This window comes from Acinetobacter sp. ANC 4216, from assembly GCF_004331195.1.
Lineage (GTDB): Bacteria > Pseudomonadota > Gammaproteobacteria > Pseudomonadales > Moraxellaceae > Acinetobacter > Acinetobacter kookii.
The window spans coordinates 21,628-45,392 of sequence record NZ_SJOC01000013.1; the positions used below are offsets into that span (position 1 = coordinate 21,628).

Genomic DNA, 23,765 nt, shown 5'->3' on the forward strand with positions numbered 1-23,765 from the left:
CAAGGGTTTGATTGAAAATGGTAAGACTCCGCCATGACTTACTAAAAAATTAAAGAGTTTATTTCTAAACTCCTTAACTGATCAGCATTAGTTCCAGACACCGGTTTTTATCACAAGCTATTCGTTGTATTTACGCCTGTTGTGGATGAAGTTGATCGCCCTTTTGCTATGGGCTACTCAATTGTCTCATTCATTTGAGCTTTAAACCGACAGTCTCTTAAGCAAACTCGCTATTCTTAAAGTATGTTGCTTATTTCCTTTTTGCTCTATGACCTTATGTTCAATACGCCAGAGATAGTCAAAAATTTCAGACTCGCTTGCATTTTCATTCAGCATATTAAAAATTTTGGGTAAATAATCCTCATATTCATCCCGCATGGAAGGGTTACAGCAAATCCCCAAGGGATCCCATTCCTGCAGTAAAATTTTATGTATGGCATGTAATAATTTGACATCTTTATTTTGTGTGGCTTCCATACATCCCCCTACACTTCATCATAATATTCATATAAATAAAATATTTTTTTCAATGAAAGATAATCTATTCATAAAAGAAAAATATCTGTATCGCACTTTCAGATTTGTCCTTAACTTTTTCTTGTTCCTAAAAAATGATTTTTAAAATTATCTTTCACTCTAAAAGTTTTATCATTCATTCAAGCTAATTCCAACCCCCTTCCGCATTTTAATTTTCTACAATTCCTGCATCAAAAATATCTAAAATTTAAATGGTAGGTTTTTGGTAGGTGGGATTTTTTTACGCTTCATTGAATACTCAAATCACGGTGAGGGTCACCGATAATACAACGAATGGTAGAAGGAATCGCACCATGGCTTTTAAAAATATTGCAGATCAAACCAACGGTTTTTATATTCCCTGTGTTTCACTTTTCGGTCCAGGCTGTGCCAAAGAAATTGGCGCAAAGGCACAAAGTTTAGGCGCAAAAAAAGCCTTAATTGTGACTGATGCCGGTCTGTTCAAATTTGGTGTGGCAGATACCATTGCCGTCTACTTAAAAGATGCTGGTGTAGACAGTCACATTTTCCCGGGCGCAGAGCCTAATCCAACCGATATCAACGTGCATAACGGCGTACAGGCCTATAACGAACATGCCTGTGATTTTATTGTGTCCTTGGGTGGCGGTTCATCGCATGACTGTGCCAAAGGCATTGGCCTGGTGACAGCGGGTGGCGGTCATATTCGCGACTACGAAGGAATCGATAAAAGTACAGTTCCGATGACGCCGCTGATTGCGATTAACACTACAGCCGGTACGGCATCTGAAATGACGCGTTTCTGTATTATTACCAATACCGAAACCCATGTAAAAATGGCGATTGTGGACTGGCGCTGCACCCCATTGATTGCGATTGATGATCCTAAACTGATGGTGGCAAAACCTGCGGCCTTAACTGCAGCAACCGGTATGGATGCCTTGACGCATGCCGTTGAAGCTTATGTGTCTACAGCTGCCACTCCCATTACCGATGCCTGCGCAGAAAAAGCGATTAGCATGATTAGCGAATGGCTCAGCCCTGCGGTTGCCAATGGTGAAAACCTGGAAGCGCGTGATGCCATGAGCTATGCACAATATCTTGCAGGCATGGCTTTTAACAATGCATCGCTCGGTTATGTGCATGCAATGGCGCATCAGCTCGGCGGTTTCTATAACCTGCCACACGGTGTATGTAATGCCATCTTGCTGCCGCATGTCTGCGAGTTTAACCTGATTGCCTGCCCTGACCGTTATGCCAAAATCGCCCAGCTCATGGGGGTAAATACAGAGGGCTTAACCGTAACTGAAGCGGCATATGAAGCCATCCAGGCAATTCGCCAGCTTTCAGCCTCAATTGGTATTCCATCAGGTTTAGCCGAACTGGGGGTAAAAGAAGCTGATTTAGGCATCATGTCTGAAAATGCACAGAAAGATGCCTGCATGCTGACTAACCCGCGTAAAGCCACACATGCACAAGTGGTCGATATCTTTAAGGCAGCTTTGAAATCCAATGCATCGGTAGTCGATTTTAAAGCAGCCGTATAGACCTCCATGTAAGTCTTCTCTCCTATCTTTTGACTTACATTTTTGGCAACCCACATTCCCGCTCCAGTCTGGAGCGGCTGAGGAAATCGTCTTGAACCGGCTGTTTCCTCAACTGTTCCCTTGGACCCTGTATAACACGGGGTCAGGAATGGGGTTGCTTTTTTTTATTAAAATAATTCAATTTGACAAATTACTGCCCATCATGAAGGATAAGAAAAAACCGATGTTTCCAAATGAGTATAACAATGACAAATGGCACAATCACAAATGGCACCCTTGAACCGCTTTACCAGCTGGATGTATTAGGTCCAGGCTATGAACAGGCCACGCTGGACTTTCCCGATGATTATGAAGGTCAAGTCACTGCAACTTTAATTCGAAAAAAAGCAGCGCAAACCACCCCTAAAGCTGTTTTATATATTCATGGTTTTATTGATTATTTTTTTCAAACCGAAATGGCAGAACGGTTTAACCAGCATGGTTTTGACTTTTATGCGCTAGATTTACGCAAATATGGCCGCTCACATCTGCCCCATCAAAAATATTATAACGTCCGCGAAATGTCAGAATATGATGCCGAGATTAGCCAAGCCTTAGACATTATAGGTGCAGAAGGACATGATGCGGTGCTGCTCTGTGGACATTCGACTGGCGGCTTGACCACCACACTTTATGCCGCCCATCATCCCGATCATCCATTAATTAAAGCACTTTGGGTCAATAGTCCCTTTTACGACTTTAATATGAACCCGATCAAGAAAAAATTGGGGCTGCCTAATTTAAGTCGCGTCGGCAAAATCTGCCCGGATTTAAAGTTCCCCAGCGAACTGAATAAATGGTATGTGACCAGTCTGCACCACAGCTTGAAGGGAGAATGGGACTTTAATCTGGAATGGAAACAAATCACTTATCCTATGGTTCGCCTCAGTTTTGTCCGGGCCATTTTTGAAGCACAAAAAGAAATTCATCAAGGCGTGAGCTTAAATGTCCCGACTTTGGTGATGCATTCCCATCAGACCAAAAATCCGAAAAAATGGCATAAATATGTTCAAACCAGTGATGTGATTCTGGATGTCAAGCACATAAAAAAATATGCCAAAAAAATAAAAGGTGATGTCACCATCTGCGAAATAAAAGATGGCTTACATGACTTGGTACTGTCAGAAAAATCGGTGCGCGAAACTGTCTATCAACAACTGTTTGAATGGTTAAAGCAGAAAGGCTTATAAAGACAATTATCCGATATCAGCATTAATTGTCTTTATATTTCAGCAAGGTTTGATGCACGGGGTGAGTTTTTGGCATCAGTTCAATCAAGCGCTCCACCGCATCAATCGCTTCTGGAAAATGTGCCACGTGTTTAAGCAAAACATCGGTTTCATTGGCTTTAAAAATGGCATGACTTAAACGCGATTCCAGACAATCACGCCAGGCACATAAAAATGGGCTTTCCGTTTTTGCCAGAAAAACACCGGTACAGAGTTTTAAGGCAGAATCGATATATCCGGCATCAAGAGACTGTTCGGTCAGTAAAAAGTCAGCTTCGACATGTGCCAATAAACGATAAGGCCTGGAACCCAGCATACCGCCTAGAATATCGCGCAACTGTGACATTTCTGCCTTTAAGGTGCCGATGCTGACTTTGCGTTCACCGTATAAGGCCTGATGTAAACTGTCCAGGCTTAAACCTTGCGGACACAAAGCCAGAATGGTCAAAATTTCGATTTGTCTTGGCGTGAGCACCAGGACCTTGCCATTAAACAACACTTGCGGCACGGAAAAAGCCCGGATAAACAGGCGCTGTTTTTGATATTCAAGTAATGCCGATTGAATAATCGAGGCACATCGTTCAGCTGCAAGCAGGCCCAGACTATTATGCTTTTGCCAGGTGGTCGACAGGTCAATCACCCCTAAAACCTGTTTGGAATAGGGATCAACAATCGGTGCTGCATAACAGACCCAATCATGAATGGAAGACATGTAATGCTCATTGGAAAACACACAGCTCGACTGCTGGGTTTTAAGTGATAAAGCCAAGGCATTGGTTCCGACCAGTTCCTCGCGCCACTGCCCGCCTTCGATAAAATGCACGCTTTCGGCTGCACGCTGCATTTGTGGGCTCGACGCTGTCCAGATGATGGTACTGCCGATATCTCCAACCGCCAGCACCATGGAAGATTGTTCAGCAATATGTTTTAAATCCTGCATACAATGTTGCAGGGCTTGTGCCAGGGCCGAAGGATAGGTTTCTTTTTGTAAATGAACCAAGGGCGCAGCTGCACGATCTTTTGGGATTTCAGCAGAAGTCGAGCGTTGCCAGGAACTGACAATGCTTTGGCCCAATTGTTCCGCATGCAAGGGAGAAAGACTGCTACTTTGTCTAAACTGCTCAATTTTCTGTCTTTTTTGCATCAAACTTTGCTTATTCATCATTCCTTATTCTCACAACAATTCATGACTTACATCCACTGTAATCTTTATTTTTTAAGACTGTTTGGAAAGATTGTAAACCTTCTTGTCTCCAACCTTTCTCCAACCTTATTCCCTGTATGCTAATCAAATAATGTACAAAAGTACCTTATACCAAAGCTGTAGATACAGCTTCTCCACACGAGAATAAGCAAAGGAAAATACATATGCGTTACGTCGATCCTAATCAACCCGGTTCAAAAGTTCAGTTTAAGGCCCAGTATGAAAACTTCATTGGTGGACAATGGGTCGCTCCTGTAAAAGGAGAATACTTTGACAATATTTCTCCTGTAGATGGCAAAGCCTTCACCAAAGTTCCGCGCTCAAGCGTTGAAGATATCGAACTGGCACTCGATGCAGCGCATAAAGCCAAAGCACAATGGAACAAGTCCTCTCCGACTACCCGTTCCAATATCCTGTTAAAAATTGCCGACCGTTTAGAAGCCAATCTGGAACTGTTGGCGGTTGCTGAAACCTGGGATAATGGTAAGCCGATTCGTGAAACCCTGGCAGCAGACATTCCTTTGGCGATTGACCATTTCCGCTATTTTGCCGGCTGTATCCGTGCACAGGAAGGCGGCATTTCAGAAATCGACGAAGATACCATTGCCTACCATTTTCATGAGCCTTTAGGTGTGGTCGGACAGATCATTCCGTGGAACTTCCCGATTTTAATGGCGACCTGGAAACTGGCACCGGCTCTGGCTGCGGGTAACTGTATTGTTTTAAAACCTGCCGAGCAAACTCCGGCAAGTATTTTGGTCCTGGTTGAACTGATTCAGGACCTGCTACCGGAAGGCGTATTAAACGTTGTGAACGGTTATGGCATTGAAGTGGGCCGCCCACTGGCTACCAACCCGCGTATTGCCAAAATTGCATTTACCGGCTCAACAGCTGTGGGTCAGCAGATCATGCAATATGCAACCGAAAATATTATTCCGGTCACACTAGAGTTGGGCGGTAAATCACCAAACATTTTCTTTGAAGATATCATGGCTCAGCAAGATGACTACCTGGAAAAAGCGCTGGAAGGCTTTACCATGTTTGCGCTGAATCAGGGGGAAATCTGTACCTGTCCATCACGTGCGTTAATTCAGGAAAGTATTGCTGACCAGTTCCTGGAGATGGCCGTAGAGCGGGTAAAACGCATTAAAACCGGTCATCCGCTGGATACCGACACCATGATTGGTGCTCAGGCATCGCAAGAGCAGCAGGATAAAATCTTGGGCTGTATTGCCACAGGCCGTGAAGAAGGTGCTGAATTGCTGACTGGTGGCGGTGAACGCCGTGAAGTGGGCCAAGGCTTCTACATTGAGCCGACCATTTTCAAAGGTACCAATGACATGCGTACATTCCAGGAAGAAATTTTCGGACCGGTACTGGCAGTGACCACCTTTAAAGATTTTGATGATGCCATCCGAATTGCCAATGACACCATTTATGGTTTGGGTGCGGGTGTCTGGTCACGTTCTGCGCATACCTCTTACCGTGCGGGCCGTGCAATTGAAGCTGGTCGTGTATGGACCAACTGTTATCACATCTACCCTGCGCATGCCGCTTTCGGTGGTTATAAAAAATCAGGGATCGGACGTGAAAACCACAAGATGATGCTGGATCATTATCAACAAACCAAAAACTTGTTGGTCAGCTATGCCACCAAGCCAATGGGCTTCTTCTAACATAACCTTGTATAAAGGATATCAAAAGCGAACTTCGGTTCGCTTTTTTTGCTTTAAATTGCAAACAATCCAAGAGAAATCTTCATTTTTCTGGCTATTCAGGCTAAATTGCACTTATTCCTGCCCTCTTAGAAAAATAGTATATGACTACAGCATCTCCAGACTTTCCCGACACCATTTATGCCATTCAGCATCTTGCTTTTGAAGATCTGGGTGCATTGGAAGATATATTTTATCAACTGGGCTTTCGGGTACGTTATTTTGAATCCGGCGTAGATGACCTAAGCAAAGCATTTCAGCATAAAGGCTTAACTATTATTTTAGGTGGACCGATTGGGGTTTATGAAACAGAGGACTATCCATTCTTACAACAAGAAATAGACTTACTTAAAGTTCGCTTAAAAGAAAATTTGCCAACTTTAGGCATTTGTCTGGGTGCCCAACTGATTGCGCATGCCTTGGGAGCCAAAGTCTATGCAGGCCATCAAAAGGAAATTGGCTGGAGTCCCTTAAGCCTGTCCAATACTGAACATAACCTTCTTGCACCCTTAATGGATACCCCGGTATTACACTGGCATGGAGATACTTTCGATTTACCTGAACAGGCTGAATTATTGGCCAGTTCAGCAATTTATCCCAATCAGGCCTTTGCGATGGGTAAAAACATTCTGGCCTTGCAATTCCATATTGAAGTTGCAGCAGACAGTCTGGAAAAATGGCTCATTGGCCATACCTGCGAATTACGCAAAGCCAATATCTCCATTCCTGCTTTGCGGGCAGACAATCAACGCTATGCCCATGCCTTAGAAGTGCAGGCCCATGCTGTATTGCAGACATATCTCCAACAGATTTCAGCAATTTAAAGAAAAATTTCAATAAAAAAGCACCATCTTAATGGTGCTTTTTTATGAGCCACTTCGAACTTATTTTTTCGCAGGAACAGAGGCTTCAGTGGTAATGTTTACCGTGATTTTATCGCCCACATTTGGAACATAAGCGCCTACGCCAAATGCAGAACGGTTAAAAGAAGTCGTTGCATTGAAACCAATAGACTCTGCTTTAGTCATTGGGTGTACGCCCTGTTTATTTAAAACTGCATCTAAAACCACCGGTTTGGTTACATCTTTTACGGTCAGGTTACCCGTGATTTTGTATTTGTTTTTACCTAAAGCTTGAACCTTGGTACTTTTAAAAGTGATGTTCGGGTATTTGGCAGCATCAAAAAAATCTGCTGTTTTTAAATGCTCATCCAATGCTTTGACATTGGTATTTAAACTCGATAAAGGAATAGTCACATTCACAGATGAATTTGCAGGTTTTGCATTATCAACGTTAATGGTACCTTGAATGTCGCTAAAGTTTGCAGATGGGGTAGAAAAACCAAAATGGTTCCAGCTAAATACAGTCGCTGTATGGGTTGGGTCAATTTGGTAAGCCACAGGCTTTGCCAAAGACAATGTTGCTACCGATGCTACCGCCAAACCTAAAGTTATTGCTTTGAAATTCATGTGTCATTATCTCGCTTTGGAATGGTTATTAGTCTATACCTTTCTTATCTTAATTCACCGATATACATAAAACGATATGTTGCAAGAATAGAACAATTACCGGTTATCTAGCCCTATAAATGAAATGATAAAATCACCTAATCTTAATATATTGATAATCATCACAAATTATTTTAAACCCTGATCCGCAGCTTTATTGGTTTTGCCGCTTCTGTCTGTTTTTATTAAGAATTTCATACAAAAATATACAGTTTATAAAAATCATGATGAAGTCATCAAAATTGAGCTATGCCTAACTGATGATTTTTAAATGTCCAAAATAATCAAAGCCCCAACTGGGGCTTTTTAAAGGTCTTTCATCTTTATAACTTTTCAACCAGAATACGGTCGATTTGCTTCAAACCGGTATGCTTTTCATGATTCTTACGACGAATCTTAATCACTTTGTCTTCCTGCAAGTCTTGCAGCATCAGTTCAACCGCAACCATGGCATCAAGTTCAAGGTCTGCACCAATCCATTTTTGTTCACCAGCATCCATCAGGACAATTTCATCATTAATCTGATCATAAAGGCTCATATTTTCCTCACTTGGGGCAATCATGTACCCCGGGCTGAATACTGTATGAATGAATTAATTTTAAACCTGTAGCTTTAAATCATTCGTTACAAATCGTTATTTTGCAATAAAAAACGCCCCTTCTACTGGGGCGTCTTTTAACCGGCTAATCGAATCGATTAAGCGGTAATTTCTTTCACAGCTGCAACCACTGCTTCAGTGGTAATACCGAAGTATTGGAACAAATCTTTTGCAGGCGCAGATTCACCGTAAGTGGTCATCCCGATCACGCGACCATCCAGACCCACGAATTTCCACCAGTAATCCACATGCGCAGCTTCAACGGCTACACGCGCACGAATATGAGATGGAAGAACCGCTTCACGGTAAGCAGCATCCTGTTTCACAAACTCTTCAGCACATGGCATAGACACTACACGCACACCTTCAAGCTGCGCATAAGCTTCCATTGCCAATGAAACTTCAGAACCTGTGGCAATAATGATGGCTTTTAATTCACCTTTTTCTTCAGCCAGAACATAACCACCTTTAGCAACGTTCTCAATTTGCGCTTGAGTACGGGCCTGGAATGGCAAGTTTTGACGAGAGAAAATTAACGCGGTAGGACCTTCACTACGTAACAATGCAGATTTCCATGAAATAGAAGCTTCTACAGTGTCACATGGACGCCAGGTATTTAAGTTTGGCGTGCCACGTAAAGAGGCGATCTGTTCTACCGGTTGATGCGTAGGACCATCTTCACCCAGACCGATTGAGTCATGGGTATAAACGTGGATGACACGCTGTTTCATTAATGCAGACATACGTACTGCATTACGCGCATATTCCATGAACATCAGGAATGTTGCAACGTAAGGGATGAAACCGCCATGCAGTGCTACACCGTTGGCAATTGCAGTCATACCAAATTCACGTACGCCGTAGTGAACATAGTTACCCGCCGGATTGTCTTGTACGCCTTGCGCACCTTTCCAAAGCGTCAGGTTAGAACCTGCCAGGTCAGCAGAACCGCCCAGAACCTCTGGCAATAATGGTACAAGTGCCTGAAGTGCATTCTGGCTGGCTTTACGGGTTGCAATGGTTTCTGCTTTTGCATTCACTTCAGCAATATAAGCATCTGCTTTAGCGACGAAGTCAGCCGGTAATTCACCGCTTAAACGGCGTTTAAGTTCAGCTGCTTCAGTTGGGTATTTTGCGGCATATGCTGCAAAAGTTTCATTCCATGCAGATTCAGATTGAGCACCCTTGTCTTTGGCATCCCAAGCTGCATAAACGTCAGCAGGAATCACAAATGCTTCTTCTTTCCAGCCCAACGCTTCACGAGTCAATGCGATTTCGTCGTTACCCAGTGGCGCACCGTGGCAATCTTCTTTACCTTGTTTGTTTGGTGAACCCAGGCCAATAATCGTTTTACAAATAATGATGGTTGGCTTAGCCGTTTCCGCTTTTGCTTCTACAGTCGCCTGACGAATCGCATCGCTATCGTGACCATCCACTTTAATCACTTGCCAGCCATAAGATAAGAAACGTTGTTCTGTATCGTCAGAGAACCAGCCTTCAACTTCACCGTCAATAGAAATGCCGTTGTCGTCATAGTAGGCAATTAACTTACCTAGACCCAAAGTTCCTGCCAGTGAACATGCTTCATGTGAAACACCTTCCATCAAGCAGCCATCACCCAGGAAACAGTAAGTGAAATGGTCTACAACCTGAATGTCGTCTTTGTTGAATTGAGCAGCCAAGGTTTTTTCAGCTAAAGCAAAACCAACCGCATTGGCAATACCCTGACCCAATGGACCAGTCGTGGTTTCAATCCCTGGTGCATAACCTAATTCTGGGTGACCCGGAGTTTTAGAATGTAACTGGCGGAAAGATTTTAAATCTTCGATAGAAAGATCATAACCGGTCAAATGCAATAGCGCATATTGCAACATAGAACCATGGCCATTAGACAATACAAAACGGTCACGGTTTGCCCATTGCGGGTTTTGCGGGTTGTGATTTAAAAATTCGCGCCAAACGACATCAGCGATGTCTGCCATCCCCATCGGAGCACCTGGATGTCCTGAATTTGCTTTTTGCACAGCATCCATTGCCAATACACGAATTGCGTTTGCAATACGACGTTCGTTAAGCGGGGTTGTCATAGGTCAGAGTCCAACTAAATCGTTTAAAGAAGATGATGAATAGGAAAATTCAAAGCTGGCTATATTGTCTTAAAAAAACAGTAAGGGGTAAAGCCTAATAGCCAACATTTCGGCATTTATTCACCTCGGGACATATTTTAATGCAGGCAAAACTCAATTTCACATCATTTGCAGGGACTTGGCACATAGGTAAATGCCTTGACCTATTGAGTTTAAAACTTATATATGACATTTGAACGAACAGTCCGCTGCCTTTTAGCAAGTGGATATATCATTCAAGACCTCTATCATTCATAAAATCATTTTCATTTGCTAATGATTTGATAGATTTCCAATACAGAATCAAAGCAGCTCAATTTTAGTTTCGCGAGAATGATGAATAAATATGCAAAAACCCAAAAAACTGAATTAAATTCAGCTCAAATATAACTAACTGAAAAATTTAACCCCTGTTCATGGTTTCTTTTTACTGGATGGCTTTTATTCAAACTCTTCCCAGCAAGCTGGATCAAGTCTAAATCCCAGCCAAGGAAATAAATATAAGCAGCTAATATTTATCATCTTTTTAAACCATAAAATCCTTTTATTATTCTCCATGAGAGTTTTTCAATTCAAAACAGTCCCACGTTTGAATTCCTGGGTAAATATTTGCTTAACAAAATTCATGAAGGGTAAATGCCAATTTTCAAACTCAATTTTACTGGCTTATCAGTTTTTTAGATGCCCATATCAATTAAAAAGTCATTGAATTGAAATAAATTCATCCATTTTTATCGTCTAGAACTGGCCCAAAAGACCAACTCGATGTAACATATTGCGTCTTTTGAATTATTAACTGTGATAGGACTTATGCGCGAGTACGCTGTATTTACCTCGGAATCTGTAAGCGAAGGCCATCCGGATAAAATGGCTGACCAAATCAGTGACGCTATTTTGGATGCAATCTTAAAAGAAGACCCATATGCACGGGTTGCTTGTGAAACGCTTGTAAAAACGGGTGCGGTAGTACTTGCCGGTGAAATCACAACAACGGCAAATGTTGACTTCGAAGCGATTGTACGTCAAACCGTAAATGGCATTGGTTACCACCATTCTGACCTCGGTTTTGATGGTTCAACCTGTGCGGTAATCAACATGATTGGTAAGCAGTCTCCTGAAATTGCTCAGGGTGTAGACCGCCAAAAACCTGAAGATCAGGGTGCCGGTGACCAGGGCTTGATGTTCGGTTATGCCAGCCGTGAAACTGACGTTTTAATGCCAGCTCCAATTTCATATGCACACCGCTTGATGGAAAAACAGGCTGAGTTACGTCGCAATGGTTCTCTACCATGGTTACGTCCGGATGCGAAAAGTCAGGTGACTTTTGCCTATGAAAATGGCCTGCCGGTTCGTCTGGATGCCGTGGTACTTTCTACCCAACATGATCCTGAAATTTCACAAGCCAATCTTAAAGAAGCTGTGATTGAAGAAATCGTGAAAAAAATCATTCCTGCAGAAATGTTCCATGCAGACACCAAATTCCACATCAACCCGACCGGGATGTTTGTGATTGGCGGTCCTGTGGGTGACTGTGGTTTAACTGGCCGTAAAATCATTGTCGATACTTACGGCGGTATGGCTCGTCACGGCGGCGGTGCGTTCTCTGGTAAAGATCCATCAAAAGTTGACCGTTCAGCAGCTTATGCCGGCCGTTATGTAGCGAAAAATATTGTGGCAGCGGGCCTTGCAGATAAATGTGAAATTCAGGTGTCTTATGCAATTGGTGTTGCTGAGCCAACTTCTATTTCAATCAATACATTTAATACTGCAAAAGTGCCTGAAGAATTCATTATTCAATTGGTTCGTGAGCACTTTGACTTACGCCCATATGGCATCACCCGCATGTTGAACCTGATTCAACCGATGTACAAGCAAACTGCAGCTTATGGTCACTTTGGCCGTCAAGGTTCAGACACTGCATTTACCTGGGAAAAAACTGATAAAGTCGAAGCGCTTAAAGCTTCTGCCGGACTGTAATTTTTCCATCAAAAAGCCCACATTTTTGTGGGTTTTTTTATTTCTGCTTTAAAATAATATACAAAAGCTTAAAATGTTATGATCAATCATCTTTTTATGGCACAGGATAAAAAAAATGGCCGTTATTCTTCAAGTTGACTTCCCTTCTCAAGGTCCATTTGGAGCGGAAATGAGTCAAGCCTATCAGCAACTTGCCGAAAGCATTAATCAGGAAGATGGCCTGCTATGGAAAATATGGACAGAAAATAGTGCCAATCAGGAAGCAGGCGGCATCTATTTATTTGACAGCCACGCCAATGCAGAAAAATACTTACACATGCACACTGCACGTCTGCAAAGTTTTGGCATCGATCATATACGTGGAAAAATTTTTGAAGTGAACCAGGCTCTATCTGCCATCAATCAGGCAGACTTTTTAAATATCTAAAAACTGATCCCCACAAAAATCCTGATCATCAACAATCAGGATTTTTTCAATCCTTCAAACCGAAGTCTATTATTGTCTGGCACTAATCACTTCCAGTACCGAGGGTTGCACCGGAACGTCTTGATGATCCTGTAAATAAACATGGACAATCTTAAAAAGAATTACGGCTGCCAGGCAGGTTAAAATACAAAAAATCCAGAAACCATAAGGACTTTTAATATTGTGTGAACCGCAATTTGTGCATTCTTTTTCGGTTGATTCAACAACCTTGTTACAACAAGCACAATGATATTGATATAACATAGGTATGCTCCTATCACTTTCTACTGTTTTTGTTTTTATTTTTCCACTCTTGGCACTGATGGACTGGAGTCTCAATAAAATATTAAGCCAGTCTTTTGGGTAATACAAGCCTATTGAGTCACCTGTAAAGCTCCCTAAGCAAAAACATCATTAAAATCATAATAAATTATTAATTTTTATATAAAATTTAAAACCTCAAAATAAAGAGTGATGATTTATAATACGCATACATCACCTTTTAATCTTGATATTTTTATCTCCACCTGCTGGCTCATATTTTTAGTAAAATAGCGGTAAATGACCTGGAGGATAGGATGGTTCAACTGATTAAAAAAGGCGGCTTACGCGAACGTGCCAACCGTAGTCGTAGTTATAAAGGTTCAGAAAATACAGAAACAACCTTAAAACCTAACCGTTATGTACAGCCACAAAAACATGAGCAAGTCATATCCCCTGCTCCCTCATCTATTCCTGCGACTGAAGATATCAGTACAGAGCATTAAAGCATGGTCAATGCGTCATACCACAACCAGATGGCAAAAATCAGGAATAATCCGCCCGAGATCACATCAATATAACTGCCCGAACGCTGATAGGCCCTTTTAATTTTTGGCATGGATAAAATCAACATGAGCAGAGCAAAGACCAAAAAGGTTTGTAGGGGAATAATGATGGCCAGCTGTGTTTTTAAATGGCTTGAAGCGGAAGAACTTAAGGCCAGAGAAAAGACACTACTAAAATAAATCAGCGTTTTGGGATTGGAGAGATTGGTCCATAATCCCGATAAAAAATAATTTTGGGTATCTGCTGTCGCAACCTGTTGACCATCCGTCTCTACGCCGGTGTGCTGTTTAAGGGTTTTTAAACCGCCATTCAACATGGCCCAGCCCATCCGCGCTAAAAACAGCCCACCAACCAGCATCAAAATCTGTTGTATCCAGGGAAATTGTTCAACCAGTACAGTGAAACCCAGCAAGGTCAGCACCACCCAAACCAGAATACCCACAGAAATACCCAGAATAATCTTTAATGTATTCGCTCTTGAGGTCGATGCCGAACTTCTGGCAATCAATAGAACATCCGGTCCCGGGCTAAGCTGTGCAACAAAATGCAGTGCACAAATGGTCAAAAGCAGTGACATAGAAAGAGAGGAGATTTTTTAAAAACCGTATTATATCGCCTGTTCAATTTTTTGCATGATTGCAGCTTTAAATAATTTAGATAAAAATCCAGAACATAAAAAAGCCGAATTCTCATGATTCGGCTTAAAAATATCATTTAAAAAATTATTTTTTCACATCTTTCATTTCAATTTTTTTCGCTTCGGGTGTCACTTCACGCGCTTCACCATCAATAATGCTGGAATCGCGACGCTGTGAACCGCCCTGTTGCATGTCTTGCATTTGACGCATTAAATCGGCAAATGGATTCTGACCCTGAGCATCACCACCCATGCCATTCATATTACCCATCATGCCACCCATCATTTTATCCATCATGGCTTGCTGACGTTTGGCCATGGTTTTCATCATGACATTTTTAAATGTATTCTGAACGCCCGGAATCAAAATCAGTAATGCCAAAACATCGGTTATTAAACCTGGAATCAGCAGGAAAAAACCGGCCAGAATTTTAGGCAGATTATTGGTCAATGCAGGGTCGCCACTCATTTGCCCCATCTGCATCTGCTGCATTTGCGGCATTAAACCCGCTGAATATTTACGAATCAGGTTCATACCGATAAAAAAGGCGGCAACAAACCAGAAAAACACGTACCACATGCTGCCGACGAGGTCGCCCACGCCAATCCAGACAAAGACTTCCAGGATTAAGCCAACCAGTACAATAAGAAATAATTTCATGAAAATTAATCTAATCTCAACAAAATGAATAAGGTGTAGTCATTTACGGCTTAATCACCATCAAGCTTTTTTGCTACGCTTATGTAACAATATGGGCATTATTTTATTTTTAAAGGCTTTGCATGTCATTAATTATCGGTATTGACCCCGGTTCACGTTTAACAGGTTATGGCATCATCGAAAAAGATGGGCAGAAACTGACTTTTGTAGATGCAGGAACCATTCGTACCGAAACTCCGGAAATGCCTGAGCGTTTAAAACGGATTTTTGCAGGTGTGGAACGGATTGTTAAATTTCATGGCCCTACTGAAGCCGCAGTCGAACAGGTGTTTATGGCACAAAACCCGGACTCGGCTTTAAAACTCGGTCAGGCCCGTGGTGCAGCCATTGCGGCTTTGGTCAATCTGGATTTGCAGGTTGCTGAATATACGGCCCGCCAAATCAAGCAATCGGTCGTGGGTTATGGGGCAGCGGATAAAGAACAGGTACAGATGATGGTGATGCGGATTTTAAATTTAAGCATTAAACCACAGCAGGATGCTGCCGATGCACTGGCCGCAGCCATTTGCCATGCACATGCGTCAGGCAGCATGAGTAAAATGGCGGTACTGAATGCCTTAGGGGGCATGGCCCGTGGTCGTAGCCGATATAGTGTTCGCAGACGCTAAGTCAATTCATGAAAGATATGGCGCAAAATCCTGACGCATTTCCCGAACTGAGGGTTCCTTGCTATAGGTAAAAGTGATTCTCCGTCCAAAGTTCCTGACGTTCTTTTTCTGGCTCGGATCAATTCGAATCAACACCAGCTCATCCAGTTCGTTACGATGGTTAATTTCACAAATCATAATGGTCTGATTCTTTTCAATGACCTTATATTTATTGAATTCTTTTTGCACAATGTCTTTAAATGACCTGCTCGCTGAACTCATATCAGCGCGCTGCGTATAAATAACGATGAATATGCATAAGATCACGACTATAGCCACCACCAGATATTTATCCATCTTTCCCTCTTAGATCATTATTCTGATTGCGTTTTCATTGAATACAATATTTTAAAATCTTTCAGATTCGAATCTGGCTGAACTGGTGTTTGAATAATATGGGAAACTTCTGCCCGATAAGGCCCTGCCCAACTTCGCTGCACAAGTTTCTGAATAGTCAGTTCATCACCGACAAGCATGGCCTCCACTTCACCCGTGGGCAAATTTTTCACATAACCTTTCAGTTCTAATTCCCGGGCCTGCTGTTCAAACCAGCGACGATAACCGACACCTTGAACCTTGCCCTGAATAAGGAGTTTGATCGCCTGATTCATTTGTGACTTCCCTGATTCACCACATGATAAATTGCTGCGTTCATATGATGGGCCTGCAAACCGCGCATGCCTTGCTCTGCCAGCCAGTCTCCCGCCAAGGCATGCAAGCTTACAATTTCATGCAGCTGGATTTTCCCGGCAAACTGGGCTTTTAAACTGGCAGTCATACCGGCCAATACATCCCCCATACCACCAGTTCCCATACCCGCATTACCGGCGGTACAAATCCACAGCTGATCTTGCAGAATCAGACTGCCTGAACCTTTCAGTACCCATTGTCCGGCATATTTTTCCTGAAGTTGATGAATGGCGGCTATCCGGTCGCTTTCAACTTCTTTGACCGAGCAAGCTAACAATTTTGCTGCTTCACCCGGATGTGGTGTGGCATAAGTATCCGATTTTAATGCTTCTGGATGCTCGGCTAGAAACCACAGTGCATCTGCATCCAGCACGACCTGTAAATGATCGGCGGCATTGATTTTAGGGAACCATTTAAAATATTGCTGTTCCGACCAGCTGTCACGGCCAAGTCCCATCCCGAAACTCACCGCATCAACATGATCTAAAAGCTGCTGAATCTCGGCTTTGGTCAAGGCATTGATATCACGCAGCATGATATTCGGTGCACGGGCCAAAATTGCGGTGTGATGCTTTTCATGGCAGACAATGGTGACTTTGCCTGCACCCGCACTAAAGGCCGATTCTGCCGCCATCATCACTGCGCCGCCCATATTTTCATGACCACCCACCACCAGCACATGGCCATAACTGCCTTTATGACCAAAAGCCTCACGCTGTGGTAAAGAAATAGACCTTGGCGAAAGCTGGGCGATGGGCTGTAATTCGGCATCGGCAGGAATGAGTGAAATCACCTCCACCTGTCCGGCAAACTCTTTGCCTTGACCGGTAAAAAGTCCTGCCTTTAAGCCTAGCGCGGTATAGGTATAATCTGCCTTAATGGCACAAGGTAAAGGCTGACCGCTATTGGCGTGTAAGCCGCTTGGAATATCAATGGCGATTTTCAGGCCTGTCTGAGCATTAATTCCTTGAATGATCTGCTGCCAGTCTGCACCCAGCTCACGGTTTAAACCAATGCCAAACAGTGCATCAATATAAGCGTCATATTTTTTTTGAAATGCAAACCCTGCATAGATGCAGATTTCAGCATCTACTGCCTCCTGACAGGCAGTGTGCAAATCTTTGGATGCACCCAATTCAGCTGCGTAAATCTCGACATCAAAACCGTATTGTTTTAGATATTTAGCCGTGAGATATCCATCTCCGGCATTATTGCCCTGTCCACAGCAAACTGCGATATTTTGTATATTCTGTTGCTGAAAAACAGGAACTAAGCGCCGTGCAATGCTCCAGGCCACTTGCTGCATGAGGCCATAAGAACTGTTTTGCCGGGCAAACCAGCGTTGCTCCCAAGCTTGAATACTTTGGCTATGATAAACAGGGCTATGGTAAACTTGCTGAGGCATTGTTTTTCCTTTTTTATATCATTATGGCTTCTTCCACAGCATCACAAAAAATTCCTTTAGATCAAACCGATCCTGAAGCGCTGAAGGCGTGGATTAAAGCCCAGGCATTGCAATTAGGCTTTAGTGATTGTGTCATTGCCAAACCGGATGCTCAAGAAGAATTGCCACGTTTTCAGGAATATTTAAAACGTGGCTACCACGGTGACATGAAATTTCTGCAAGAAAATCTGGAAAAACGTGCTGACCCGACTTTGCTGGTGCCGGGAACCAAAAGCATCATCTGTGTACGCATGAATTATCTGGTCGAAACACCTAAACCGCGTTATGTACCAGATGAACCGAATGCCGCCATCATTGCACGTTATGCCCGTGGCCGTGATTACCATAAAACCATGCGCGGTCGCTTAAAGACTCTCGCCACGAAAATCCGGGAAAAGGTGGGAGATTTTGAATCCCGTCCCTTTGCGGATTCTGCGCCAATCTTTGAAAAATCCTTGGCTGAAAATGCCGGCATGGGCTGGACCGGAAAACATACCCTGCTCATTCATAAAAAATCAGGTTCTTTCTTTGTCCTGGGCGAGCTATTTACCTCGCTAGATTTGCCCTTTGATGGTCCTACCAGCAAGCACTGCGGCTCGTGTACAGCGTGTATTGATATTTGCCCAACCCAGGCTATTGTTGAGCCCTACATGCTGGATGCACGTAAATGTATTGCCTATCTGACCATTGAATATCAAGGCATCATTCCTGAAGAATTGCGCCGCGGGATTGGCAACCGTGTATTCGGCTGTGATGATTGCCAGCTGATTTGTCCCTGGAACAGTTTTGCCAAGAAAGCCACAATTGAAGATTTTAATCCGCGACATGGTCTGGATCAGGTGAGTTTACTGGACTTATGGCATTGGGATGAACAGACTTTTTTAGCCCATACCGAAGGTAGTCCACTACGACGTACCGGTTACCAAAGCTTTATGCGTAATATTGCGATTGGTTTGGGCAATGCGCCTTTTTCCCGTGAAATTATGGAAACTTTAAAGCAAACTCGCGACCAGCATGATGAGATTGTGCAAGTCCATATTGATTGGGCAATTCAAGAACAGCGGGCCAAATCCAGTTCAATAATGAACCAGAATTAACAGCTGTCATTCCAGTTTTTTAATTTCAAGATACTGACAAAGTTTTGCCCTAATAAAAAACATAAACTCCAGATCAGGACAAACTTGTAAAAATAATAAAAAAACTTTGCAGTGATATTTACATTAAATCGGTTCAGTTTGCTACTAAATATACAATCTCACCATGAGCATAAATTCTAAAAACCCATCGTGAGATATTCTTATTTTTGGTCGTTTATGCCTTTGGATTTGCCATAAATTATGTATGATAAAAGCAATAATGAAGATGATTATGGAATTTCACTAATGAATGTACGTAATGACTGGACACGAGAAGAAATTCAGGATTTATATAACCGGCCTTTTTTAGATCTGGTTTTTGAAGCACAGCGCATTCATCGTGAACATTTTGCTGCAAATACCATTCAGGTCAGCACCCTGCTTTCAATCAAAACAGGTAAATGTCCGGAAGACTGTAAGTATTGTTCACAATCTGCACATTACGATTCAAAACTGGAAGCCGAAAAACGTATTGCCGTGGACAAAGTAATTCAGGAAGCCAAAGAAGCGCTTGCTTCTGGCTCATCACGTTTCTGCATGGGAGCCGCGTGGCGCAATCCGCATGAACGCGATATGCCCTATGTGCTGGAAATGGTAAGAGAAGTCAAGTCACTAGGTCTGGAAACCTGCATGACTTTAGGCATGCTTAATCAGTCGCAAGCAGAACGTTTAAAAGATGCCGGTCTCGATTACTACAACCACAATCTGGATACCTCACGCGAATATTATTCCAATGTGATCAGTACCCGTACCTTTGATGACCGTTTAAATACACTGGACTTTGTCCGTCAGGCCGGCATGAAAGTCTGTAGTGGCGGTATTGTCGGCTTGGGTGAAAGCAGTCAGGACCGTATTGGTTTGTTACATGAGTTAGCCACATTAGCGATCCACCCTGAATCGGTACCCATCAATATGTTGGTGCCTATTGAAGGTACGCCACTGGCTGATGTGGAAAAACTGGATGTCACTGAATGGATTCGTACCATTGCAGTTGCCCGCATTATTATGCCGAAGAGCTATATCCGCCTGTCTGCGGGTCGTGAATCCTTATCTGATTCTGATCAGGCGCTGGCTTTTATGGCGGGTGCCAACTCGCTTTTCTCTGGTGAAAAACTTTTGACCACCCCGAATGCCGGTGAAGGCAAGGACAGACAGTTATTTAGCAAGTTAGGTTTAATCGCAGAAAAAGCCAAGCCAACAGTCAAAGAACTCTCCGTCGATGCCATGGTCAGTTAAACTGAGCAAATTAAAAAAAAGCCCACTTGGGCTTTTTTTTATTTACTTTTTTATTTAACTAGAAGTAAGCAAAAGGCCATACCGTGCATTTAAATAATTTCCCCGACGGATAACGTCTGCTCCATTGGCATGGTAAACCACCAACTCCTGAGTAAAAGTGTCATAACTGAACGAATCAAAACAGTCCTGATGATGACTTAACCAGACCAAAGTGTCTGCCAATTGATCAGTGACAATGTAAGTATCTGCGGTAAAATCAATGCTCATGACTACAATTTCAAATAGCTTTAAATTGGTAGTTTAATCTTTTTTTCAATTTTTTCTAAGAACTAAAAAGTGAGCCTGAAGCCACTACTGTCCCATAGTTTCATTTAAAGCGGTTTATTCACTCCACACTTTCTGCATTCCTTATGATGTTCCCCGATCTCTTCCATGTGTTCGTATTCATACACATGTAAGCAAAATAATTTCATAAGTAATTGAAGCATCTTCCCAACTCCCTTCTGATTGTTTTTAAAATTTAAATTTTTTAAAAATATATTTCATCCCGAAATATCAATGTGATTAAAAAAACATCACAATTTATTTATTACCATATTTTTATGAAAATTCAAATAACTTAACTCATAATTTTTCAATAAAATTACACAATAAACTTCACCTTAATGACTTAAAAAAGTAAGGCTGTTTTTAAAAGTATGTGGCTATTTATGTTCAACGTCATTCACTTAAGATACATCCAGAGTCGGTATCATGACCGATTGTACAAAAAGAGAAGCTCTACACGGTTAGACATAACCCTATTAAAAAAATAGTTTTCCGAGAAAGCCGAGGATTTATTTCTACTTTTTATTATTTTCAAGAGGCAGCTTATTTTGCTTCTATTTTGATAGGCAATAAAAAAGCCCAATACTGAATTGGGCTTATTCTTTACTCTTCAATTTCGATGGGATCTCCATCTTCAGGACGAATATGGCGTGTTCCATCATCTGCCGGATCAACACTTGAACCATCTTTAGTAATCGTGTTGTACATTTCATCCTCTTTCTTATCATTGATAAACTCTTCATCTTCAAGATCTAGAGGCTCATCATCGTCTTCGAAATCCAAGGGCTTTTCTTCATCTATCATGGCGATCCATCACTTATTTAACCAAGATAACTTCATATTCAAACATTCGCTAACGTTATTCAATAGTGGCTTTGTTGCATAAACCCATGACCACAGATTTATTCAGGCCTATAATCTGGCCATGAGTAAACCAGCCCTAAAATCTATCAAACAGGAAATTGGCCTTTTTACAATCAAGCCTGGATTAATCAAGGAAATATAACGATTTGGCTTGCTGCTAACCTACTCGATCATCCCCCCCTGAAGATGAATATATTGATTCAGTCTATATCGATGGGATTTTGATACATAATAATGCCGTCAGACAGTTTCAAATCGACAAGTACATGCACCTGTTCCACCCAGGAAAAATGCTAAGCCCTGGAACAACTCAAGGACAAGTTCCTTTGGGTGAAATGAATTGCTAAAGACAATAAAGCGTTTAGGTCGGACAATATGAAAAAATAGTCGGGGTACCATCGTCTAAGTCTGATAGAAACCAAGATGCCTGTCCTGCGTCAAATTATCAGCGATACATTGTCAGCAAAATATTTTTCAAGTCAGGAAATCCATGCATGTGTGGCAGTACTTAATAAATTTATTGAATGAGGCAGACCGCATGCCCGAGTTGTATCTTAAATTTGAATGGTTTGGGAAAATTTCAGCTTTTGAATATTTGTGCCCCAAAGCTTATCTAAAAACAAAAACCCCTTACGATTAGTACACGTAAGGGGTTGTTTTATATGGTGGGCCCAGACAGACTTGAACTGTCGACCAACGGATTATGAGTTCTTACTTCACTATATTTATTAGCGTTTATTAGAGTTCCTATATTGCTTTAATTTAATGATATACATAGAATTATAAAAACAACCAATCTATTTTGAGTTGATAAGAAAACCTTAAAATTGATTCTATCTGCTACCTATTTGCTACCTTTTTTTTATGACAACTACAACATTTAAATTTACAACAACTCGACTTGCACAATGCACCTGCCCTTCTGAAAAGGATTATGTAATTTATTGGGATGAATTAGTGAAAGGATTAGGCTTGAAAACTTATACCTCCTCTAAAAAATCATTCCTATTTCAGTCTCGTTTAGGTGGTAAAGTCATCAAAATAAGTATTGGTTCATTTCCAACCTGTACGATTGATCAAGCACGTCAAAAAGCTAAAGCGCTCGATATCATGTGTTCCAATGGAATTGATCCGAGACTTGAAAAAAAAAGACTCATTGCGAAAAATGAACAGGAAATCAAACAAAGTAAACGCAATAAACTCCTCTTTAAAGACGTTTGGGAAGATTATCTAGCAGCTAATAAATTTCGTTGGCGAGAAAGGACTTATAAGGATCATATTCGCTTAGCCTCTGGGAAAAATGAAATCAAGCTTGGCAAAAAAAGTTCTTTATCAAAACCACAACCCATATATGCCCTTTTAGATCTTCCTTTAAGTGAATTGAGCAGTATTATCCTTAAAGAGTGGTTAGATAAAGAAAATGAAACCAGACCTACATCAGCTGCACTTTCATATCGTCTGGTACGAGCTTGCCTGAATTGGGCTGAAGAACAAAGCTTATATACGGGGTTATTACCAGATAGATCTATTCATTCAAAAGCAGTCAAGCAATCTGTCGCATCTACTAAAGCAAAAAAAGACTGTTTACAGAAAGAACAACTACCAGCTTTCTTCAAATCAGTGCTTTCTTTACCAAACCAATATATGTCTGCATATCTCCTTACTACATTAATAACAGGGGCTAGACGTAATGAGATTGCTACTTTGAAATGGAAAGACATAGACTTAAAATGGAATACAATGAAGATCGTCGATAAAATTGATGATGAAGGTCGTATTATCCCTCTTACACCATTTATCAAAAATCTTCTTCTGAATTTACCTAAGCTTAATGAATATGTTTTTTATTCTGAAAAGTCATCCACTGGTTATATAGTAGAACCTACGAAAAGTCTTAAAACCTCAGCAGCTAATGCAGGAATTGATGACTTGTCAATTCATGGATTACGGCGTTCATTCAAAACTCTTTCAGAATGGGTATCTTTACCTAGTGGTATCGTTGCCCAGATTGCAGGACATAAACCTAGCGGTACCGAAGAGAAGCATTACACTGTGCGACCAATCGATTTACTTAGAAAATGGCATACAGAATATGAAAGCTGGATGCTATCAGAAGCTGGTATTACACAACAATAATTGTAAAAATATTCTTTAAAAAGCGTTCTAAGGCCCTTTTTATTCACTGTACTTTTGCTTCGGACTTTTAGGCCTATCAGGAAGAGTACGTTCTATAAGCACTGCCTCTAATGCTGGATTTAGATAATTTTTTTTGGAAAATGGTAAGATATGATCAATATAAAAGAGATATCAACTTAATTAGATAGCCTCAG

The 23,765-nt window shown here is 41.8% G+C and carries 24 protein-coding genes and 2 pseudogenes; 12 read left to right on the forward strand and 14 right to left on the reverse strand.

Going from position 1 to position 23,765, the window contains the following annotated elements; all coding sequences use genetic code 11:
* Nucleotides 1-201: 201 nt before the first annotated feature.
* On the reverse strand, nucleotides 202-477 hold the full coding sequence (locus tag E0H88_RS11545) for a hypothetical protein (protein ID WP_131274271.1): 276 nt from the start codon (nucleotides 475-477) through the stop codon (nucleotides 202-204).
* A gap of 353 nt (nucleotides 478-830) precedes the next feature.
* Here E0H88_RS11545 and mdh point away from each other — a divergent pair, with 353 nt between their 5' ends.
* Both mdh and E0H88_RS11555 read left to right on the forward strand, forming a co-directional pair.
* On the forward strand, nucleotides 831-2,042 hold the full coding sequence (gene mdh, locus E0H88_RS11550; RefSeq protein WP_131274272.1) for an iron-dependent methanol dehydrogenase: 1,212 nt from the start codon (nucleotides 831-833) through the stop codon (nucleotides 2,040-2,042).
* 245 nt (nucleotides 2,043-2,287) lie between these two features.
* Nucleotides 2,288-3,271, forward strand: a complete 984-nt coding sequence (locus E0H88_RS11555) for an alpha/beta hydrolase (RefSeq protein WP_131274273.1) — start codon at nucleotides 2,288-2,290, stop codon at nucleotides 3,269-3,271.
* Between the two features lie 22 nt (nucleotides 3,272-3,293).
* Here the strand turns inward: E0H88_RS11555 and E0H88_RS11560 are convergent, their stop codons facing one another.
* Nucleotides 3,294-4,475 (reverse strand): helix-turn-helix domain-containing protein, encoded by a 1,182-nt coding sequence (locus E0H88_RS11560; RefSeq protein WP_131274274.1) that lies wholly within the window; start codon nucleotides 4,473-4,475, stop codon nucleotides 3,294-3,296.
* Nucleotides 4,476-4,678: 203 nt separating this feature from the next.
* On the opposite strand from E0H88_RS11560, the gene exaC reads away from it, so the two are divergent.
* Both exaC and E0H88_RS11570 read left to right on the forward strand, forming a co-directional pair.
* The gene (exaC, locus tag E0H88_RS11565) at nucleotides 4,679-6,190 is read left to right on the forward strand and encodes an acetaldehyde dehydrogenase ExaC (RefSeq protein WP_092819330.1); all 1,512 of its coding nucleotides are present in this window, start codon (nucleotides 4,679-4,681) and stop codon (nucleotides 6,188-6,190) included.
* 143 nt (nucleotides 6,191-6,333) lie between these two features.
* On the forward strand, nucleotides 6,334-7,053 hold the full coding sequence (locus E0H88_RS11570) for a glutamine amidotransferase (RefSeq protein WP_131274275.1): 720 nt from the start codon (nucleotides 6,334-6,336) through the stop codon (nucleotides 7,051-7,053).
* 60 nt (nucleotides 7,054-7,113) lie between these two features.
* Here E0H88_RS11570 and E0H88_RS11575 read toward each other — a convergent pair whose 3' ends face one another.
* From E0H88_RS11575 to tkt, 3 genes are all read right to left on the reverse strand, one after another.
* A complete protein-coding gene (locus E0H88_RS11575) occupies nucleotides 7,114-7,698 on the reverse strand; it encodes a YceI family protein (RefSeq protein ID WP_086175873.1) in 585 nt (194 codons plus the stop codon).
* A gap of 362 nt (nucleotides 7,699-8,060) precedes the next feature.
* Nucleotides 8,061-8,276 (reverse strand): hypothetical protein, encoded by a 216-nt coding sequence (locus E0H88_RS11580; protein ID WP_086195075.1) that lies wholly within the window; start codon nucleotides 8,274-8,276, stop codon nucleotides 8,061-8,063.
* Nucleotides 8,277-8,434: 158 nt separating this feature from the next.
* Nucleotides 8,435-10,423, reverse strand: a complete 1,989-nt coding sequence (gene tkt / locus E0H88_RS11585) for a transketolase (RefSeq protein ID WP_131274276.1) — start codon at nucleotides 10,421-10,423, stop codon at nucleotides 8,435-8,437.
* Between the two features lie 849 nt (nucleotides 10,424-11,272).
* Here tkt and metK point away from each other — a divergent pair.
* Entirely contained in the window at nucleotides 11,273-12,439 is a 1,167-nt protein-coding gene (gene metK / locus E0H88_RS11590; protein WP_092819326.1) for a methionine adenosyltransferase, read from the forward strand.
* A gap of 115 nt (nucleotides 12,440-12,554) precedes the next feature.
* Nucleotides 12,555-12,866, forward strand: a complete 312-nt coding sequence (locus E0H88_RS11595) for a monooxygenase (RefSeq protein WP_131274277.1) — start codon at nucleotides 12,555-12,557, stop codon at nucleotides 12,864-12,866.
* Nucleotides 12,867-12,935: 69 nt separating this feature from the next.
* On the opposite strand, the gene E0H88_RS11600 is transcribed toward E0H88_RS11595, so the two are convergent.
* Complete coding sequence (locus E0H88_RS11600) at nucleotides 12,936-13,169, reverse strand: hypothetical protein (protein ID WP_092819324.1); 234 nt, start codon at nucleotides 13,167-13,169, stop codon at nucleotides 12,936-12,938.
* A gap of 314 nt (nucleotides 13,170-13,483) precedes the next feature.
* Between E0H88_RS11600 and E0H88_RS11605 the strand changes: the two genes are divergently transcribed.
* On the forward strand, nucleotides 13,484-13,672 hold the full coding sequence (locus E0H88_RS11605) for a hypothetical protein (RefSeq protein WP_131274278.1): 189 nt from the start codon (nucleotides 13,484-13,486) through the stop codon (nucleotides 13,670-13,672).
* Here E0H88_RS11605 and E0H88_RS11610 read toward each other — a convergent pair.
* Together E0H88_RS11610 and E0H88_RS11615 are read right to left on the reverse strand one after the other, a co-directional pair.
* Nucleotides 13,669-14,310: a LysE family transporter gene (locus E0H88_RS11610; protein WP_131274279.1), complete on the reverse strand. Its 642-nt coding sequence runs from the start codon at nucleotides 14,308-14,310 to the stop codon at nucleotides 13,669-13,671. The genes E0H88_RS11605 and E0H88_RS11610 overlap by 4 nt on opposite strands.
* Nucleotides 14,311-14,455: 145 nt before the next feature.
* Entirely contained in the window at nucleotides 14,456-15,031 is a 576-nt protein-coding gene (locus tag E0H88_RS11615) for an FxsA family protein (protein WP_092819321.1), read from the reverse strand.
* Between the two features lie 122 nt (nucleotides 15,032-15,153).
* Here E0H88_RS11615 and ruvC point away from each other — a divergent pair, with 122 nt between their 5' ends.
* Nucleotides 15,154-15,699 carry a crossover junction endodeoxyribonuclease RuvC gene (gene ruvC, locus E0H88_RS11620; protein WP_092819320.1) on the forward strand — a complete coding sequence of 182 codons (546 nt, stop codon included), beginning with the start codon at nucleotides 15,154-15,156 and terminating at the stop codon, nucleotides 15,697-15,699.
* A 6-nt stretch (nucleotides 15,700-15,705) separates the two neighbouring features.
* Here ruvC and E0H88_RS11625 read toward each other — a convergent pair whose 3' ends face one another.
* The 3 genes from E0H88_RS11625 to E0H88_RS11635 are packed head-to-tail and all read right to left on the reverse strand — an operon-like array spanning nucleotide 15,706 to nucleotide 17,833.
* On the reverse strand, nucleotides 15,706-16,035 hold the full coding sequence (locus E0H88_RS11625; RefSeq protein ID WP_092819319.1) for a hypothetical protein: 330 nt from the start codon (nucleotides 16,033-16,035) through the stop codon (nucleotides 15,706-15,708).
* A gap of 17 nt (nucleotides 16,036-16,052) precedes the next feature.
* Nucleotides 16,053-16,349, reverse strand: a complete 297-nt coding sequence (locus tag E0H88_RS11630; protein WP_131274280.1) for an acylphosphatase — start codon at nucleotides 16,347-16,349, stop codon at nucleotides 16,053-16,055.
* The gene (locus E0H88_RS11635; protein ID WP_131274281.1) at nucleotides 16,346-17,833 is read right to left on the reverse strand and encodes an NAD(P)H-hydrate dehydratase; all 1,488 of its coding nucleotides are present in this window, start codon (nucleotides 17,831-17,833) and stop codon (nucleotides 16,346-16,348) included. The genes E0H88_RS11630 and E0H88_RS11635 overlap by 4 nt, the downstream gene beginning before the upstream one ends.
* 23 nt (nucleotides 17,834-17,856) lie before the next feature.
* Here E0H88_RS11635 and queG point away from each other — a divergent pair, with 23 nt between their 5' ends.
* Entirely contained in the window at nucleotides 17,857-18,969 is a 1,113-nt protein-coding gene (gene queG / locus E0H88_RS11640) for a tRNA epoxyqueuosine(34) reductase QueG (RefSeq protein ID WP_131274282.1), read from the forward strand.
* A gap of 285 nt (nucleotides 18,970-19,254) precedes the next feature.
* On the forward strand, nucleotides 19,255-20,244 hold the full coding sequence (bioB, locus tag E0H88_RS11645; RefSeq protein WP_131274283.1) for a biotin synthase BioB: 990 nt from the start codon (nucleotides 19,255-19,257) through the stop codon (nucleotides 20,242-20,244).
* Between the two features lie 54 nt (nucleotides 20,245-20,298).
* Here bioB and E0H88_RS11650 read toward each other — a convergent pair whose 3' ends face one another.
* Nucleotides 20,299-20,511 (reverse strand): hypothetical protein, encoded by a 213-nt coding sequence (locus tag E0H88_RS11650; protein ID WP_092819315.1) that lies wholly within the window; start codon nucleotides 20,509-20,511, stop codon nucleotides 20,299-20,301.
* Between the two features lie 663 nt (nucleotides 20,512-21,174).
* Nucleotides 21,175-21,375: a hypothetical protein gene (locus E0H88_RS11655; RefSeq protein WP_092819314.1), complete on the reverse strand. Its 201-nt coding sequence runs from the start codon at nucleotides 21,373-21,375 to the stop codon at nucleotides 21,175-21,177.
* A gap of 239 nt (nucleotides 21,376-21,614) precedes the next feature.
* On the opposite strand from E0H88_RS11655, the pseudogene E0H88_RS16115 reads away from it, so the two are divergent.
* A pseudogene (locus E0H88_RS16115) lies at nucleotides 21,615-21,963 on the forward strand (transposase); the annotation flags it as partial.
* Between the two features lie 336 nt (nucleotides 21,964-22,299).
* Nucleotides 22,300-23,571 (forward strand): tyrosine-type recombinase/integrase, encoded by a 1,272-nt coding sequence (locus E0H88_RS11660; RefSeq protein WP_131266636.1) that lies wholly within the window; start codon nucleotides 22,300-22,302, stop codon nucleotides 23,569-23,571.
* A gap of 39 nt (nucleotides 23,572-23,610) precedes the next feature.
* Here E0H88_RS11660 and E0H88_RS16290 read toward each other — a convergent pair.
* Nucleotides 23,611-23,706: pseudogene (locus E0H88_RS16290) on the reverse strand (Fic family protein); the annotation flags it as partial.
* Between the last annotated feature and the right edge of the window lie 59 nt (nucleotides 23,707-23,765).